This window comes from Marichromatium purpuratum 984 (genome assembly GCF_000224005.2).
Taxonomy (GTDB): Bacteria; Pseudomonadota; Gammaproteobacteria; order Chromatiales; family Chromatiaceae; genus Marichromatium; species Marichromatium purpuratum.
This window is the reverse complement of sequence record NZ_CP007031.1, coordinates 1,523,331-1,538,888: the sequence shown is the minus strand read 5'-3', so window position 1 is coordinate 1,538,888 and position 15,558 is coordinate 1,523,331. Positions and strand designations below refer to the sequence as shown.

The 15,558-nt window shown below is 66.2% G+C and carries 16 protein-coding genes; 2 read left to right on the top strand and 14 right to left on the bottom strand.

Annotated features, from left to right (window positions below):
- Window positions 1-368: 368 nt before the first annotated feature.
- Both fliK and MARPU_RS06980 read left to right on the top strand, forming a co-directional pair.
- A complete protein-coding gene (gene fliK, locus MARPU_RS17870) occupies window positions 369-1,256 on the top strand; it encodes a flagellar hook-length control protein FliK (protein WP_025275176.1) in 888 nt (295 codons plus the stop codon).
- Complete coding sequence (locus MARPU_RS06980; protein ID WP_005224635.1) at window positions 1,253-1,567, top strand: EscU/YscU/HrcU family type III secretion system export apparatus switch protein; 315 nt, start codon at window positions 1,253-1,255, stop codon at window positions 1,565-1,567. Before fliK ends, MARPU_RS06980 begins: the two co-directional genes overlap by 4 nt.
- A gap of 35 nt (window positions 1,568-1,602) precedes the next feature.
- Here the strand turns inward: MARPU_RS06980 and MARPU_RS17965 are convergent, their stop codons facing one another.
- The 14 genes from MARPU_RS17965 to flhB all read right to left on the bottom strand — a co-directional run bounded on the left by MARPU_RS17965 (window position 1,603) and on the right by flhB (window position 15,558).
- Complete coding sequence (locus MARPU_RS17965; RefSeq protein WP_005224634.1) at window positions 1,603-2,049, bottom strand: DUF2802 domain-containing protein; 447 nt, start codon at window positions 2,047-2,049, stop codon at window positions 1,603-1,605.
- 67 nt (window positions 2,050-2,116) lie between these two features.
- Window positions 2,117-2,512, bottom strand: coding sequence for a hypothetical protein (locus MARPU_RS06970; RefSeq protein ID WP_005224633.1), 396 nt, complete (start codon window positions 2,510-2,512; stop codon window positions 2,117-2,119).
- A 71-nt stretch (window positions 2,513-2,583) separates the two neighbouring features.
- A complete protein-coding gene (locus tag MARPU_RS06965; protein WP_005224632.1) occupies window positions 2,584-3,069 on the bottom strand; it encodes a chemotaxis protein CheW in 486 nt (161 codons plus the stop codon).
- A 77-nt stretch (window positions 3,070-3,146) separates the two neighbouring features.
- Window positions 3,147-4,082, bottom strand: coding sequence for a flagellar motor protein MotD (motD, locus tag MARPU_RS06960; protein ID WP_005224631.1), 936 nt, complete (start codon window positions 4,080-4,082; stop codon window positions 3,147-3,149).
- Between the two features lie 8 nt (window positions 4,083-4,090).
- Window positions 4,091-4,834: a flagellar motor protein gene (locus MARPU_RS06955; protein WP_005224630.1), complete on the bottom strand. Its 744-nt coding sequence runs from the start codon at window positions 4,832-4,834 to the stop codon at window positions 4,091-4,093.
- A gap of 1 nt (window position 4,835) precedes the next feature.
- Window positions 4,836-5,942, bottom strand: a complete 1,107-nt coding sequence (locus MARPU_RS06950) for a protein-glutamate methylesterase/protein-glutamine glutaminase (protein WP_005224629.1) — start codon at window positions 5,940-5,942, stop codon at window positions 4,836-4,838.
- A gap of 3 nt (window positions 5,943-5,945) precedes the next feature.
- A complete protein-coding gene (locus MARPU_RS06945) occupies window positions 5,946-8,048 on the bottom strand; it encodes a chemotaxis protein CheA (protein ID WP_005224628.1) in 2,103 nt (700 codons plus the stop codon).
- A 35-nt stretch (window positions 8,049-8,083) separates the two neighbouring features.
- Entirely contained in the window at window positions 8,084-8,857 is a 774-nt protein-coding gene (locus MARPU_RS06940) for a protein phosphatase CheZ (protein ID WP_005224627.1), read from the bottom strand.
- Between the two features lie 153 nt (window positions 8,858-9,010).
- Window positions 9,011-9,385, bottom strand: coding sequence for a chemotaxis response regulator CheY (gene cheY, locus MARPU_RS06935; protein ID WP_005224626.1), 375 nt, complete (start codon window positions 9,383-9,385; stop codon window positions 9,011-9,013).
- Between the two features lie 47 nt (window positions 9,386-9,432).
- Window positions 9,433-10,188, bottom strand: coding sequence for an RNA polymerase sigma factor FliA (locus MARPU_RS06930; RefSeq protein ID WP_025275175.1), 756 nt, complete (start codon window positions 10,186-10,188; stop codon window positions 9,433-9,435).
- Window positions 10,185-11,009 (bottom strand): MinD/ParA family protein, encoded by an 825-nt coding sequence (locus tag MARPU_RS06925; protein WP_005224624.1) that lies wholly within the window; start codon window positions 11,007-11,009, stop codon window positions 10,185-10,187. Before MARPU_RS06925 ends, MARPU_RS06930 begins: the two co-directional genes overlap by 4 nt.
- Entirely contained in the window at window positions 10,996-12,270 is a 1,275-nt protein-coding gene (flhF, locus tag MARPU_RS06920) for a flagellar biosynthesis protein FlhF (protein WP_005224623.1), read from the bottom strand. Before flhF ends, MARPU_RS06925 begins: the two co-directional genes overlap by 14 nt.
- Window positions 12,271-12,292: 22 nt before the next feature.
- Window positions 12,293-14,404, bottom strand: a complete 2,112-nt coding sequence (gene flhA / locus MARPU_RS06915; protein ID WP_005224622.1) for a flagellar biosynthesis protein FlhA — start codon at window positions 14,402-14,404, stop codon at window positions 12,293-12,295.
- Window positions 14,404-15,558 (bottom strand): flagellar biosynthesis protein FlhB, encoded by a 1,155-nt coding sequence (gene flhB, locus MARPU_RS06910; RefSeq protein WP_005224621.1) that lies wholly within the window; start codon window positions 15,556-15,558, stop codon window positions 14,404-14,406. Before flhB ends, flhA begins: the two co-directional genes overlap by 1 nt.

Here is a 15,558-nt window from a genome sequence, read left to right as displayed (position 1 = left end):
TCGACCTCGCCACCCCCGCGCGCAATACACCAGTCGCCTCGGGAGAGGTCTTCGTCCGGGTCCGCCCCCCGGGCCCGGGCACCACCTGGTCCGCCCCGCTGCAGCTGCGCTTGCTGGCACCGCCACCATCGCCACAGCCCCCTGCACAGGCGACCGGCCCATTGCTCACCCCTCATCAGCCCCCGAGCGCATCCACAGCAGCGTCAACGCCGCCGCTCCCCACTCAAGCGGGCGTCGCACCGCAGTCGGCGCGGCCAACCGCCGAGGTTGTGGCGCTGCGCCCGATCCCGACGTTACGGCTACTCCCCGCCCAACCGCCTCCCGCTCCGCCCGAGAACTTTTCTGTCCCACGCGCGAACACCGAGACGATGACGCGCGACTGGCTCACCCAGCAGATCAGGCTACATCTGCCACAGGCGCGCGCACTGGCCGAAACCCTGACCGAATGGAGCAGACGACTCGGCCACGAGGCCAGCGGCACGGTACAAACCAAGGGGCAGACACCGGCACCAAGCACCACCGCCGTCGCGCTCAACGACCGACTCGAGCGCCTGATCAGCCGTTTGCCCGCCCCCAGCACACTCACCGAACCCAACGGGCTACAGCGTGCCGTCGAGGGATCGGGGATCTGGCTCGAGGCCCGGCTCGCGCAGCTCGCGCTCACCCCCGGCGCGCTCACCGATGCCAGACTCGGCGAGGACCTCAAGGCACAGCTGCTACAGTTCGCCGACCAGATCAGACGTCACAACCGCGAGGCGAGCGACACCGAAGCCCGCGCGCCCATGCCCACGCCGCCCACGATGAGTATCGGAAAGGCGTTGGAGCAGGAGGCCGAGGGCATGCTCAAGCAGCTCGTCAGCCTTCAACTACAGCCCTTGGAGCAGGAGGCCGAACAGCCGCGCTGGGTGCTCGACCTCCCCTATCGCCACAGCGGCGGTGTCGGCACCGTTCAGGCCGAGATCGAGCGCGAACGCGGACAAGGCGAAGTCGAAGAGGCAGGGTGGACGATCCGGCTGCGGCTGGATCTAACCGAACTCGGACCACTCACGATTCGGCTGACGCTCAGGGGGCAGCGCTTGAGCGCGAGCCTGCTGGCCGAGCGCGCGCCGACCGTGGCGCTGCTGCGCAGCAGATTGCCGCTCCTGCGCGAACAGCTCGAGGCGCGTGAACTCGAGGTCGCCGCCCTCCACGCGGGGCAGGGCCAGACACCGGACCCGGCGCGCCACTCCGGGCCATTGATCAGCGAGCAGGCATGAGCAAGCACGATGATCTATCCGAGGAAGCGCCAAGCAAGGCGGTCGCGCTGCACTGGGACACGCGCAACGCGCCACGGATCACCGCCTCGGGGCTGGGCGTCACCGCCGAGCAGATCATGCGTATCGCCGAGGCCCACGACATCCCACTGCACGCCGACCGCCAACTCGCCGAGGCATTGGCACAGATCCCGATTGGCGACGAGATCCCGGCGGAACTCTATGTCGCCGTCGCCGAGGTCCTGGCGTTCGTGTTCGCACTCGCCGGCATCGATCCGCGACAGCAACACCAGGAGCCGCGCGGGCAGGACTGAAGACTGAAGGGCGTGCGACGAGGCCCCGGCGCTCATCAGGACCCCGTGTCGGACAGCCGGTCGGAGGCGTACTCACCACTGATGCCATGTCCGTGCAGCCCGAAGAGCAGCTCGAGTTCGGCGTCGGTCAGGGCGCAGAGTCGACGGACCTGCTCCCGGCTCTGGCCACTGCGGATGAGCTTGATCGCCTGAGCATAGGGACTCTGATCGGCATCGCGCATACGCATCTCGAGGCGCATCTCCTGCTGCTGATCGGCCAGGCGCTCCAGGGCATTGACCAGCATCACCCGGTCCTGACCGCGATGGAAGCTCTCGCCAGCGATGACCCGGAGATCGCGATGCAGGGTCTGCAGCACGGGATCGAGACCTCTCAGGTCGTGCCGTAACCTGCGTGTTTCGCGCCACAGATAGACGAAGGCGGCAAGCGCGAGCGCTGCCGCCAACAGTGCCAGGATGGCCAGGATTTCCGCCAGACTGATCAAGGGCTCAGGCTCTCAGCGGTCGGCAAGGAGGCTCGGCTGCGATACGGATCGCACCCCGACTTCCCGGCTAGGCATACTCATCGATGAACCCCCGACGTTTCCTGCCGATCGGGCGGCGCGATACACCGCTTCCACCAGAGGCCGGTGGGGCATCGCCCGGGCGACGACGCTCGGTGTGTCGTCGATCGCCCAATCGCCGCTCCCCCAGCCGCCGCTCCTGCTGGCGACGCTCCAGCGCGCGCGGCGCGCCGGCGCGCCGTTCCTGTGAACGTCGCTCCGCGAGGCGGCGCTCGAGTCGACGACGCTCGCCCTGGCGCCGCTCGGTCTGACGACGCTCGCGCAGCCCAGCCCGGCGACGCAGCAAAGGACTCCACAGCGCCGCCGCCTGCCCCTGGTCCTCGTCCGAGTCGCGTCCCCTGAGGCCGGACTGGACGGGTAGCGTCGGCTTGATCGGATCGCTCATACACTCCCTCCTGAGCCGCCTCGACCAACCCTGGCCGGGAACCGCGGGCTATGCGCCCGCGGTGCCCAGGATCAGCCGACGCTACGCACCAGCTCCCACTCGTCATCGGAGAGCAGTTTCTCGAGACTGATCAGAATGGTCAGCCCCTCCTCGGTACTGGTCACGCCGAGGATGAAGCGGCTGCTCTGGTCATTGCCCACCGCCGGCGCCGGATCGACCGAGTCGGCATCGATCTGCACGACCTCCGCCACCGCATCGACCAGGATGCCGACATTCTGGTTGTCGATGTCGATGATGACGATGCGCGAGGCATCATCGGGCGCACGCGGCGGCAGCCCCATGCGCCGGCGCGCATCGATCACGGTGACCACGTCACCGCGCAGGTTGATGATCCCGAGGATGTAATCGGGCACGCCGGGTACCGGCGCGATCTCGGTGATCTTGAGCACCTCCTGGACCTGCAGCACATCGATGGCATAGGTCTCCTCTGCCAGGCTGAAGGTTACGAAGGAGGAGGAGGTGCCCGCAGTATTGGTCTGGGTGTTTGGTTCGCTCATGGATTCCTCGCCTTGATGTCCGGCCATCACGCATCGCCGGAGGTCATTCTGAATGATGGTCGGCGACGGCGCCGGGATCAATCCCCGGGTACGACGTCGAATTCGTCCACCTCGGGGACAATATGATCACGCTTGAGCCATTCGGGCTCGACGCGCTCGTGAGCGCGCGGCGGTGGCCCCGGCAGCACCACGATGGCCACGCGCCGATTACGCGCCCGCCCCTCGGCGGTGTCGTTGGATGCGACAGGCTGGAACTCACCATAGCCGATCGCCACCATGCGACGGGGATCAACACCATTCTGCGCAAACAGATTGACCACCGTTGCCGCACGCCCCGATGACAGCTCCCAGTTCGAGGGGTAGATCGAGTTGCCGATCGGCAGATCGTCGGTATGCCCCTCGACATGGATGCGCGAATCGCGCCTTGCCAGCACCTTGGCCACCTCCTCCAGGACCGGCAGGGCGGCCGGCTCCAGAGTCGCCGAGCCACTGAGGAACAGCAGGCTGGTGTTGATCTCGATCTCCAGCCAGTAGGCCTGACGATCGACCTGAATACGCCCGTCATCGACCAGCCCGCCGAGCGCCTCCTCGATCTCACCGGCCATTTCGCCGATCTCGCGTAGTATCTCGCGCTTGCGCACATCCGGCACCCCCTCGAGGATGCTGCGCACCGTGATATCGGCGGACGAGTCGGTCATGTCGACCAGAGGGTCGAGCAGCGCCGGGTCGAGCAGCGCCAGACTGCTGCTGATCGGGGCGAGCGTGCGACGCATGTCCTCACCGATCAAGGCATCGCCCGGCAACGGCTCACCGATCTGTACCGGCGAGACCTTGGCCTGCGACCCGAAGGCCTGCTCCAGCGAGTCGGAAAGCACTCGATACTTTCCGGCATCGATGCTCGAGACCGCATACATCACCACGAAGAAGGCCATCAGCAGGGTCACCAGGTCTCCGTAGGGGATGGCCCAGGCCTCATGGTTGGCATGGTCGTCGTGTCTGCGCCGTCGCGCCATGGACCACCTCAACGCTGGATGAAGCCGCTCAGCTTGTTCTCGATGTTGCGCGGGTTCTCACCCTCTGCGATCGCCACCAACCCCTCGAGGAGCATCGTCTGATAATTGACCCGCGCCTGGATCAACCCCTTGAGCTTGTTCGAGACCGGCAGGAACAGCAGATTGGCCGAGGCGATCCCGTAGATGGTGGCCACGAATGCCGCAGCAATCCCCGGGCCAAGCTTGCTCGGGTCGGCCAGGTTCTGCATCACCGCCATCAACCCCATCACCGCCCCGATGATGCCGAGGGTCGGGGCATAGATGCCCATACTCTCGAAGACCCTAGCGCCCTGCAGGTCGAAGTGCTCACGATTGTCGAGGTCCGACTCGAGGATCTGTCTCAGCACCTGGGGTTCGGTGCCGTCGACGAGCAACTGCAACCCCTTGCGGACGAAGGGATCGGTCTCTTGCTCGGAGAGCGCCTCGAGACCGAGCAGCCCCTCGCGACGAGACAGATGCGCCCAATCGACCAGCCGCTTCACCATTGCCTGAGGATCGAGCCGAGGGGTGAGCACCACCCAGGGCAGGATGCGCAATGCATGACGGAACACCGGCAGGCGAGCCTGGACCAGTGCCGCGCCCAGGGTCCCGATCACCACGATGGTGAAGGCGGCAAGATTCCACAGCGCGCCCAGCCCACTGCCCTTGGCGATGGATCCCCCGACCACGGCCACCAGCCCCAGCAGGAGCCCGACCAGGGTCAGGACATCCATCTCAACAGAGATTTTTGACGAGCGCCGGCCCGACATCCCTCAACGCGAGTACCTGATCGGCGAGCCCGGCCTCGATGACCGCCGCCGGCATCCCGAAGACGACCGAGCTGGCGGCGTCCTGGGCCCAGATCCGCGCCCCCTGCTCCTTGAGCGCGCGTGCGCCCTCGCGACCGTCGGCCCCCATTCCGGTGAGCACCACCGCCAACACCTGACTGCGCAGCGCAGCGACGGCGGAGGTGAAGGTGATGTCGACACTCGGCTTGTAGATGGTGCCGGGCGGGCTGTCGACGATTCGCACCCGCGGCTGCGATCCGCCCTCGAGCACCAGCTGCATACCACCGGGCGCGAGCAGCGCCACCCCCGGCTTGAGCGCATCCCCATTGGCCGCCTCGCGCACCTCGATCTGGCAGAGGTTGTTGAGACGCTCGGCAAAGGCCGGGGTGAAGCTCGCCGGCATGTGCTGGATCACCACGATCGGCAAGGGGAACTGACTCGGCAACGCCTTGAGCACCTCTTGCAACGCCACCGGTCCACCGGTCGAGGTACCGATCAGCAATGCCCGCAACGAGCGCAACGACTCGCCACGTCCCCCCGATGACCGGGGCGGGGGTGGGGGCGGCGACTGAGACGGTGTCGAGGACGCGGGAGCGGCGGGTACATGACGCGCATCGGCGCGCGCCGATGCGCGAGGCGCGACCGGCGCGCTACTCCGCCCCCGAGCCAGCGCACGCACCCGCCGACGCAGCAGCATCTTGGCGCTGTCCTCGTCCTTGGCCATCTCGCTGAAGCGCTTGGGCAGAAAATCCATCGCACCAGCGTCCAGGGCGTCGAGCGTGGCGGTCGCGCCATCCGTGGTGAGGGTCGAGAACATCAGGATCGGGCGAGGCGCCTCGGCCATGATCCGTCGCACCGCGGTGATGCCGTCCATCACCGGCATCTCGATATCCATGGTCACCACATCGGGCTTGAGGCGCTTGACCACCTCGATGGCCTCACGACCATCACCGGCGGTACCGACCACCTCGATGCCGATATCGGCATTCAGGATCTCGACGATACGACGCCGAAAAAAGGCGGAATCATCGACAACGACAACCTTGAGCGGCACGGATCAGCCCCCTGTGACCAATTCGTCGGCCGCTTCGCGGCGACCGCCGAACTCCGAACGGCCCATGACCTTGAGCAGTTCGGGAACATCGAGAATCAGTGCGATACCACCATCACCGGTGATCGTGGCCCCGGCGAGACCGGAGACATGACGCAACCCGAGACCGAGCGGTTTGATTACCACCTCCTCCTGCCCCACCAGACCGTCGACCACCAGACCGACCTTGCGCTGTCCGACCTGGACCACCACGACATGGGCCTCGCCTCGCGGACCCTCCTCGCGGCCGGGACGGACCCAGCGGCCGATGTGATAGATCGGCAAGGCATGGCTGCGCACCACGATCGCCTCCTGGTCATCGACGAAGCGGCTGCGCGAGAGATCGAGGTCGAGGATCTCGGAGACCGAGGCGAGCGGGATGGCGAAACGCCGGCCGTCGAGGATCACCATCAACGCCGGCAGGATCGCCAGAGTGAGCGGCAGCTTGACCTGCAGCAGGGTACCCCGACCGAGTTCGGAATCGATCTCGACCGAACCGTTGAGTTGAGCGATGCGGGTCTTGACCACATCCATGCCGACTCCACGCCCGGAGACGTCGGAGATCTGCTCCTTGGTGGAAAAGCCTGCCATGAAGATGAGGTTGAAGGCATCGCGATCGGACAGCCGCTCGGCCATCGGCGGCTCGAGCAGCCCTTTCTCCACCGCCTTCAGGCGCAGCGCCTGGGGATCCATGCCACGACCATCGTCCTCAATGGTCAGGGCAATGTGGTCACCTTCCTGCGCCGCGCCCAGGATCACGCGCCCACGGCGCGACTTGCCAGCGGCCTCGCGCACATCGGGCATCTCGATACCATGATCGACGGCGTTGCGGATCAGATGCACCAACGGATCGGCCAGGGCCTCGACCAAATTCTTGTCGAGGTCGGTGTCCTCGCCATAGGTCTGGAAATCGATCTCCTTGCCGAGCGAGCGCGAGAGGTCACGGACCACGCGTGGGAAGCGGCTGAAGACCTTCTTGATCGGTTGCATCCGGGTCTTCATCACCGCCGCCTGCAGATCGGCGGTGACCAGCGCAAGCGAGTTGATCGCCTTGGCGACCTCGTCGTCCTCGGTCTGAGAGCGCAGCATGCTCAACCGGTTGCGTACCAGCACCAGCTCACCGACCAGATTCATGATCTCGTCGAGCCGGTTGGTGTCGACTCGCACCGAGGTCTCGGCCGGGGTGGCGACCTGCTTGACAGCACGTGCCGCGGCCGCAGCGCTGCTCTCGCCATCGGGCTTCGGCGCCGGCTTGGCGGGGGCGGCCGCGGTGCTCGGCTGTGGCGCCGGCGCAGGAGAGGAAGGTGCGCTCTCGGCCGCCGCTTTCGGCGCAGGGGCCGCAGTGAAAGCGCCCTTGCCGTGGAGCTGATCGAGCAGGTTCTCGAACTCCTCGTCGGTGATGAGGTCGGTATCCTCGGCTGGTTGCTCGTCCGCCGTCGCGGCCTCGATCGGTATCGACTCGCTCGACGCCGGAACCGCAGGCTCGGCGGCTTCGGCGGGTGCGGCACCGGACTGGGGTTGACCACCGAGCGCGTCGAGTAATGCCTCGAACTCCTGCTCGGTGATTTCATCGTCGGGTGCGGAGGCGCCCGTCGCCACCACGGGTTCAGGTGCCGCCTCGGGCTCGGCTGGCGGCGGCTCGACGGGAGCCGGAGGCGGCTCGGGCGATGCCGGCGGCGGCGCAGGCGAGGCCAGTTGCTCGAGTTCGGCGATCAGCTCGGGCGCGGCGGGCTCGGGCTCCTTGCCCGACTGCAGGTCACCGAACATGACGTTGACGACATCGAGCACCCGCAACACCGTGTCCATCAACTGCGCGTCGACATGGCGCTCGCCGTTGCGCAACAGGTTGAACACGTCCTCGGCATGATGACAGACCGAGACCAGCGCGTTGAGGTTGAGAAAGCCCGCGCCACCCTTGATGGTATGAAAACTGCGGAAGACCGAATTGAGCAGATCGCGGTTCGCCGGATCCTGCTCCAGATCGATCAGTTGCTCGTTCAAGCCTTCGAGCAGCTCGCCGGCCTCGACCAGGAAATCCTGAAGAATTTCGTCATTCGGGTCGATTGGCATTCACCTTATCCTCTGAACTCGATGGGCTCGGGCAACTAGAAGCCGAGACTGGACAGCAGGGCATCGACGTCGTCCTGACCCGAAACGACATCCCCGAGATCGTCGCTGGTATTGGGCACCGCCGGCCCGACGCCAGCTCGAGGATGGGGCTCCTCGGCCTTCTCGACGGAGGGCTCGGCGGGCTTGGCGACAGCCCCTTCCATGCGTCCACTGGAGAGCCGAATCAAGCCGACTAGGTTCTCCTCGACGTCCTGCACCAGACGGATGACCCGCCCGATGATCTGGCCGGTGAGGTCCTGGAAGTCCTGGGCCATCATGATCTCGGACATCAGCGAGCGCAGCCGCTCGGTCTCCTGCCCGGTGGCGGTGAAGAAGGCGTCGAGTTCGTGCGCGAATTCACGGAATTCATCGAGCGAGAGTTCGCGGCGCCGGAACCGTCCCCAACGCTCGGAGAGTCGCACCGCGTTGTCATGCACTCGCTCGGCGATCGGCAAGCCCTCGTCGACCGCATTGAGGGTACGGTGCGTAGCCTGCTCGGTCATGGTGACGACATAGGAGAGCCGTTCCTTGGCGTCCGGGATCTCGTCCTGGGTGATCTCGACCAGACGCGAGTCACCACGGAAACTCTGCAGCGCTTCGTGCAGCTCGCGGGTCAGCTTGCCGAGTTCCTCGAACAGCTCGCGCTCGTAGGGGAAGCGCAGCTGCTGGATGATCAGGCGCGCGCCTTCCTCATCGCCGTTTTGGAGGTGTTCGACCAGCTCCTGCGCAAGCGCCAGCTGTGCGGTCAAACGTGTTTCGTCATTGTCCATCGATTGTTCCCAGGCCGAACGAAAAGGCTACCCGAGGCATGGATGGGCCGACCATGGAGGCACATGCCGGAGTGGGCTGAGTCCATGCGGCACCAGAGGCGGGCGACGAGGCGACGGCCGACGCGGCGCGAGACAGTCGCTCAAACCCCGCCCCTAGCCAGCGACTCGCTCGAAGATCTTATCGATCTTTTCCTTCAGTGTCTCGGCGGTGAAAGGCTTGACGATATAGCCGTTGACACCCGCTTGGGCCGCCTCGACGATCTGCTCACGCTTGGCCTCGGCCGTCACCATCAGCACCGGCAGCTCCTTGAGTTCAGGGTCGGCACGGACCTGACGCAGCAGCTCGATCCCCTCCATGTTGGGCATGTTCCAGTCGGTGATGAGGAAGTCGAAGCCGCCGCTCTTGAGCATCGGTAGAGCCGTGCTACCGTCGTCGGCTTCCATGGTGTTATTGAACCCCAGCTCGCGCAGCAGATTCTTGATGATGCGTCTCATCGTGGAGAAGTCATCCACGACGAGGATCTTCATGCCTTTGTCCACACTGAACTCCCAGTGTCAATTGTCGGATTTATCGATCACAACAGCGACTCACTGCCCTCGCCGGTCCAATCAGACAACCGTGAGCGCAAGCGGTGCAAGGCCTGACTGCGGATCTGGCTGACACGTGACTCGGTGATACCGAGCACGGCGCCGATCTCGCGCAGGTTCAACGCCTCGTTGTAATACAGGTTCATGACCAGACGCTCGCGTTCCGGCAAGCTCCCCAGGGCCTGGGCGAGCGCCAGGCGAAACTGCGCCTGAGCGAGCTGCTCCGGGGGCGAGTCCTCCGTCCCCGCTAGCCAGCGATCGGCCTCCACCTCCGGACCGCCGAGGTCTTCGATGCCGAGGACGTTGGCGCTCGCGCTGTCCTGCAGCATCGCATGATAATCCGTCAGCCCGACTTCAAGCTCGGCGGCAACCTCGGCGTCGCTCGCCGCGCGCCCCTCGCGCGTCTCCACCTCGCGGATAGCCGCGGCGATACGGCGACTGTTGCGGTGGACCGAGCGCGGAGTCCAGTCCGCCCGGCGCAGCTCGTCGATCATCGCGCCACGGATACGGATGGTCGCATAGGTCGCGAAGGTCGCGCCCTGCCCTGCCTGGAACTGGCGCGCGGCCTCGATCAGCCCCACCATCCCCGACTGAACCAGATCGTCGAGCTGCACCGACGGCGGCAGACGCGCCGCCAGATGATGCGCGATACGCTGTACCAGGTCGACATTGGCCGCAACCAGCTCGTCGGGCCGATCGACCAGATTAGGATACCCCTGCAATGGACGTTTCGGGGCCATCAGGCACTTTGCAACATCCGCTCGACGAAAAAGCCGATGCCGCCCAGGTCGGTCTCGGCAATGGGCCAACGGTCGACCCGGGTCGCCAACTCGGTGAAGGCGCGCCCCGAGGGACTGCCCGGATACAGATCGACCACGGGGCCGCGTCGTTGCACGGCCCGGCGCAGATTGTCGTCGAGCGGGATGATACCCGAAGCCTCGAGCATCACCTCCGGCAGATACTGGGCACAGACGGTCGAGAGCTTGCGCACCAGGCGCCGACCGGCCTCCGGCGAACTCAACATGTTGCAGACCATGCGGAAACGACGCAAGCCGTGATCCTGGTGCAGCACCTTGATCAGCGCGTAGGCGTCGGTGAGCGAGGCGGGCTCGTCACAGACCACCACCACCACTTCCTGCACCGCCTTGCAGAAGGCGGTGACCGATTCCTGGACACCGGCCGAGGTATCGACGATGAGCACGTCGAGCGGCTGACGGTAGGAGCTGAAGGCACGGATCAGCCCGGCGTGCTCGGCGGGGCTGAGATTGGCCATGCTGGCGATGCCCGAGGCCGAGGGCACCAGCTGCATGCCCTGCGGGCCTTGCACCAACACCTCCTCGAGCCCCTCGACCCGCCCCTCGACGAGATCGTGCAGGGTCTTGGTCGGGCGCAAGCCGAGCAACAGGTCGGCGTTGGCCAGACCGAGGTCGGCGTCGAACAGCATCACCCGCCGTCCCATGCGCGCGAGCGCGACAGCGAGATTGACCGAGACATTGGTCTTGCCGACGCCCCCCTTGCCGCTGGCGACGGCGATGCTCCTGAGCCGACTGCTAGGCGGTTGCATGGGTGGGCGTCCTGAAGGGCAAGACCGACTCCAGAACCATACCGCCCTGTTCACCAGGCGTCCGCGTGGACGCCGGCATCGCGTTCATTGCCAGACCATCGAGAGAGGCGCGCGCGCCGCTCGGCGCGCGCATGGCGTGGACCCGCTCCTGGAGCGCCAGCCGGGTGAGATAGAGTGTATCGACCTTGTGGAAATCTTCGGTCATGCGTTGACCATCGCTATAAAAAATCAAACCGAGCCGCTGCTCCATCAACACGGACAGAGTCTCGCCGAGCTGTTCCGTCTCGTCCACCTTGGTCAACACCAGGGCCGAGGGTTCGCTCGACTGGAACGCCTCGAGCACTTGTCTGAGCACCATCGACTGATGGGTAGCGGCAATCACCAGCCAGGTCTCGAGCTCGATGCGCTCGCGCACCTGCGCAAACAATCGGCGCTCGGCGGCATCACGCGCGGCATGCCCGGCCGTATCGATGAGAATCAGTCTGCCATCACCGGCGCGACTCGACAACGCCGCCAGCTCATGCTCGTTCTCGAGCAACATCACCGAGACCCCGGCCATCTGGCCGAATGCCTGCAACTGCTTGTAGGCGCCAATGCGCTGGCGGTCAAGTGAGACTAGGCTGACCGAGTCGCGCCCCATGCGCCGGATCTGGCGCAGCGCCAACCGCGCCAGGGTGGTGGTCTTGCCCACCCCGGTCGGCCCCACCAGCGCCAGCATGCCACCCTGGTCGAGCACCGGCGACTGTGCCGTCGGCATCGCCGCCGAGAGCCGCGCGCGCAGCCGCGACCAGGCGCTCTCGACCGAGGTCTCCTCGAGGATCCCGCCAGCGAGACTGCGCGCGAGCTTCTCGGTGAAACCACAGCCGGTCAGTCGCGTCACCAGCTCGGCGGCGAGCGGATGACGCGCCGCCCAGCGCGCCGACTCGCTGGCGTTCTGGTGCTGCACCAGCAGGCTGCGCAGATCGCAAAGTTCGCGCCGCATCGCCGCGATCTCAGGGTCAGTGGGCAGGGTCGCGGTCGCCGGCACCGCCGGGCGCGGAGCACGCACCTCGGGCGCGTTCGCGCGCTCGCGGTGTGGCGCACGGGTCGGTACCGTCGGTGCCGGCGCAGCGGCCTGATCGCCCTCGTCGAGCGCGGCGATCACCTCCAGCATGCCATCGACCCGACGACTCGACAGGATCACCGCATCCGGTCCCTGCAGCTCGCGCACCTGGCGCATCGCGTCGCGCATGTCCCGTGCCGTATAGCGCCTCACACTCATGGTCGTACTCCTGCTCGCTCAATCATGCCTTTGCCGGAGCGGCATCGCCCTGCCCCACGGTGGCCACCACCCGGATCTTGCGGTTGTCCGGGATCTCGGTGAAGGCCAGCACCGTCAGGCTGCTGACAGCGCCGCGCAACCAGCTCGCGACCCAGGTGCGGATCTCCGGGGCGACCACCAGCACCGCCGGCGCCCCCTCCATCTCCTGGCGTCTGGCCGCATCGGCCACCGAACGCTGAACCCGCTCAGCCAGTCCGGGTTCGAGCCCAACGGTCTCGCCCTGACTGCCTCGCAGCGACTTATGCAAGAGTTGCTCCAATGTTGGCTCAAGAGCGATCAACGGCAGCTCACCCGCAGGTCCGACCAGGTCCTGGACGATCGAGCGCGCCAGTGCGACCCGCACCGCTGCGGTCAAAGCGCCGGGATCTTGACTCTTCTGCGCCTGCTCCGCCAGGGTTTCGGCAATGGTGCGCATGTCACGGATCGAGACCTGCTCGGCGAGCAGGTTCTGCATCACCTTGAGGATCGCGCTCAGCGACAGCGTCTTCGAGAGCAGGTTCTCGACGAGCTTGGGTGAGCGGCGGCCGAGTTGATCGAGCAGGTGCTGCACCTCCTCGTGACCGATCAGCCGGTGGGCGTTCTCGCGAAACACCTGCGAGAGATGGGTGGCGATCACGGTGGCGGCATCGACCACGGTATAGCCCGCGCCCTGGGCGTTCTCGCGATCGCTCGGGTCGATCCACAACGCATCGAGGTTGAAGGTCGGGTCCTTGGTCGGGGTGCCGGGGACGGTGCCGAAGACCTGCCCCGGGTTGATCGCCAGCTCGCGATCGGGGAAGACCTCGGCCTCGGCCTGGGTGACCCCGAGCAGCGAGATACGGTAGTGGTTGGGGCCGAGCTCGAGGTTATCGCGGATGTGCACCGGCTGGATGAGAAAGCCGAGTTCCTGCGAGAGCTTGCGCCGGATGCCCTTGATCCGTCCCATCAGCTGCCCGTTCTGGCCGCGATCGACCAGCGGGATGAGCCGGTAACCGACCTCGAGCGCGACCAGGTCGACCGGCGGCACATCCTCCCAGGAGAGTTCGCGCTCCTCCGGCGCCGGCGGCATCTCCACCCCAGGCGGGAGTTGGTCGACCTCCTCGGCGCCGGCCGGCTCGGCGGCGCGACGGCTGAGCAGATAGCCGCCGCCGGCCATCATCGCCGCCAGCCCGAGGAAGACCAGGTTCGGCATCCCCGGGATGGCGCCGAGGATACCGAGCACCGCGGCGGCGACGAACAGCGCCCGCGGATTCTCGAACATCTGCCCGAACACCTGCTGGCCCATGTCCTGCGCCGTCGAGGTACGGGTGACGATGATCGCCGTGGCCGAGGAGAGCATCAGCGAGGGGATCTGCGCCACCAGCCCGTCACCGATGGTCAGCAGTACATAGACGTTGCCGGCCTCGCCGAAGGACATGCCGTGCTGGCTGGTGCCGATGACGATGCCGCCGAGGATATTGATGAAGAGAATGAGGATGCCGGCGATGGCATCGCCGCGCACGAACTTGCTCGCACCATCCATCGAGCCGTAGAAGTCGGCCTCCTGGGCGATGTCCTCGCGCCGCGTACGCGCCTCGTCCTGGGTGATCAGCCCGGAGTTGAGGTCGGCGTCGATGGCCATCTGCTTGCCCGGCATGGCATCGAGGGTGAAACGCGCGCTGACCTCGGAGATACGTCCCGCGCCCTTGGTGACCACCACGAAGTTGATGATCACCAGGATGGTGAAGACCACCAGACCGACGGCGAAGTTACCGCCGAGCACGAAGTCGCCGAAGGCCTGGATCACCTGCCCGGCGGCATCGGTGCCATCGGCGCCGCGCAGCAGGATCACCCGGGTCGAGGCGACGTTGAGCGCCAGACGCAACAGGGTGGCGAGCAGCAACACCGCCGGAAAGGCGGCGAAGTCGACCGGCCGCGGGGTGTAGACGGCCACCATCACCACGATCAGCGACAGCGAGATGTTGAAGGTGAAGAGCAGATCGAGCGCCAGCGGCGGCAGCGGCAACACCATCATCGACAGCAGCGCGATGAGCAGCAGCGGCGCGCCCAGCCCGAGCCGGCTCAGCCCCCCCAGGCGTTCACTCAGTCCAGCCACTAGCGGTTACCCCGCGCTGCGCGAGCCGCCTCGCGTGGATCGAGATATTCATCGGGCACAGGCAGGTCGGTCGGCATCGATACCTCGGGATCGTGACGCTTGAGCTGATAGACATAGGCGAGGATGCGCGCCACGGCGACGAACAGCCCACCGGGGATCTCCTCGCCAAGGTCGGTGGTGAAATAGATCGCGCGTGCCACCCGCGGCGCCTCCACCCGGATGATGTCGTGCTCGTCGGCGAGCGCGCGAATCGCCCCGGCGACCTCGCCGACCCCCTTGGCGAGCAGTCGTGGAGCACGCATCCGCGCCGGCTCGTAGACGATGGCCACGGCATAGCGGGTAGGGTTGGTGATGACCACGTCGGCCTTGGGCACCTCGGCCATCATCCGTCGGCTGGCCATCTCTTGCTGCAGCTGACGGATCCGCCCCTTGACCTCAGGCTTGCCGTCGGTCTCCTTGTACTCGTCCTTGAGCTCCTGACGGGTCATGCGCAGCTGCTTGTTGTGGTTCCACAACTGGAAGGGTACGTCGACCGCAGCAATCAGCACCAGCGCCGCCGAGACCAGCAGGAAGATCCATACCGCCATGTCGGCGGTATGGAAGATCGCCTCCTTGAGCGGCTCCTCGCCGAGATGCAGCAACTCATCGGAAACGCTCCAGAGCACCATCCCGGCGACCAGGGAAACGATCACGAACTTGGCAAGTGTCTTGCCAAGTTCGAGCAATGCCTGAGCGGAGAACTGGCGCTTGATCCCCTTGAGCGGATTGAGCTTGTCGAGCTTGGGGGCCATCGCCTGCGCCGAGAAGTTGGCGCCGCCGATCAGGATCGGCCCGAGCAGCGCGACGACGAAGAGCAGCGCAAAGAGCGGCGCGAGGGTCTGCAGCGCGCGACCGATCTGACTGGCCAGATAGGGCAACAGTCGCTGGGTGTCATAGAACAGCTCGCGCTCGAGGGTGAAGCCATCGGCCATCTGGGCGGCGAGCTGGGCGCCGAGATGGCCGCCGAAGAACACCATGAAACCGGCACCGGCGAGCAACACCGTCAGGGTGTTGAACTCGCGCGAGCGTGGCACCTGGCCTTTTTCGCGCGCCTCGCGTTGGCGTTTGGCGGTCGGTTCTTCGGTTTTTTCCTGGCCGTTCTCGTTCTCGGCCAT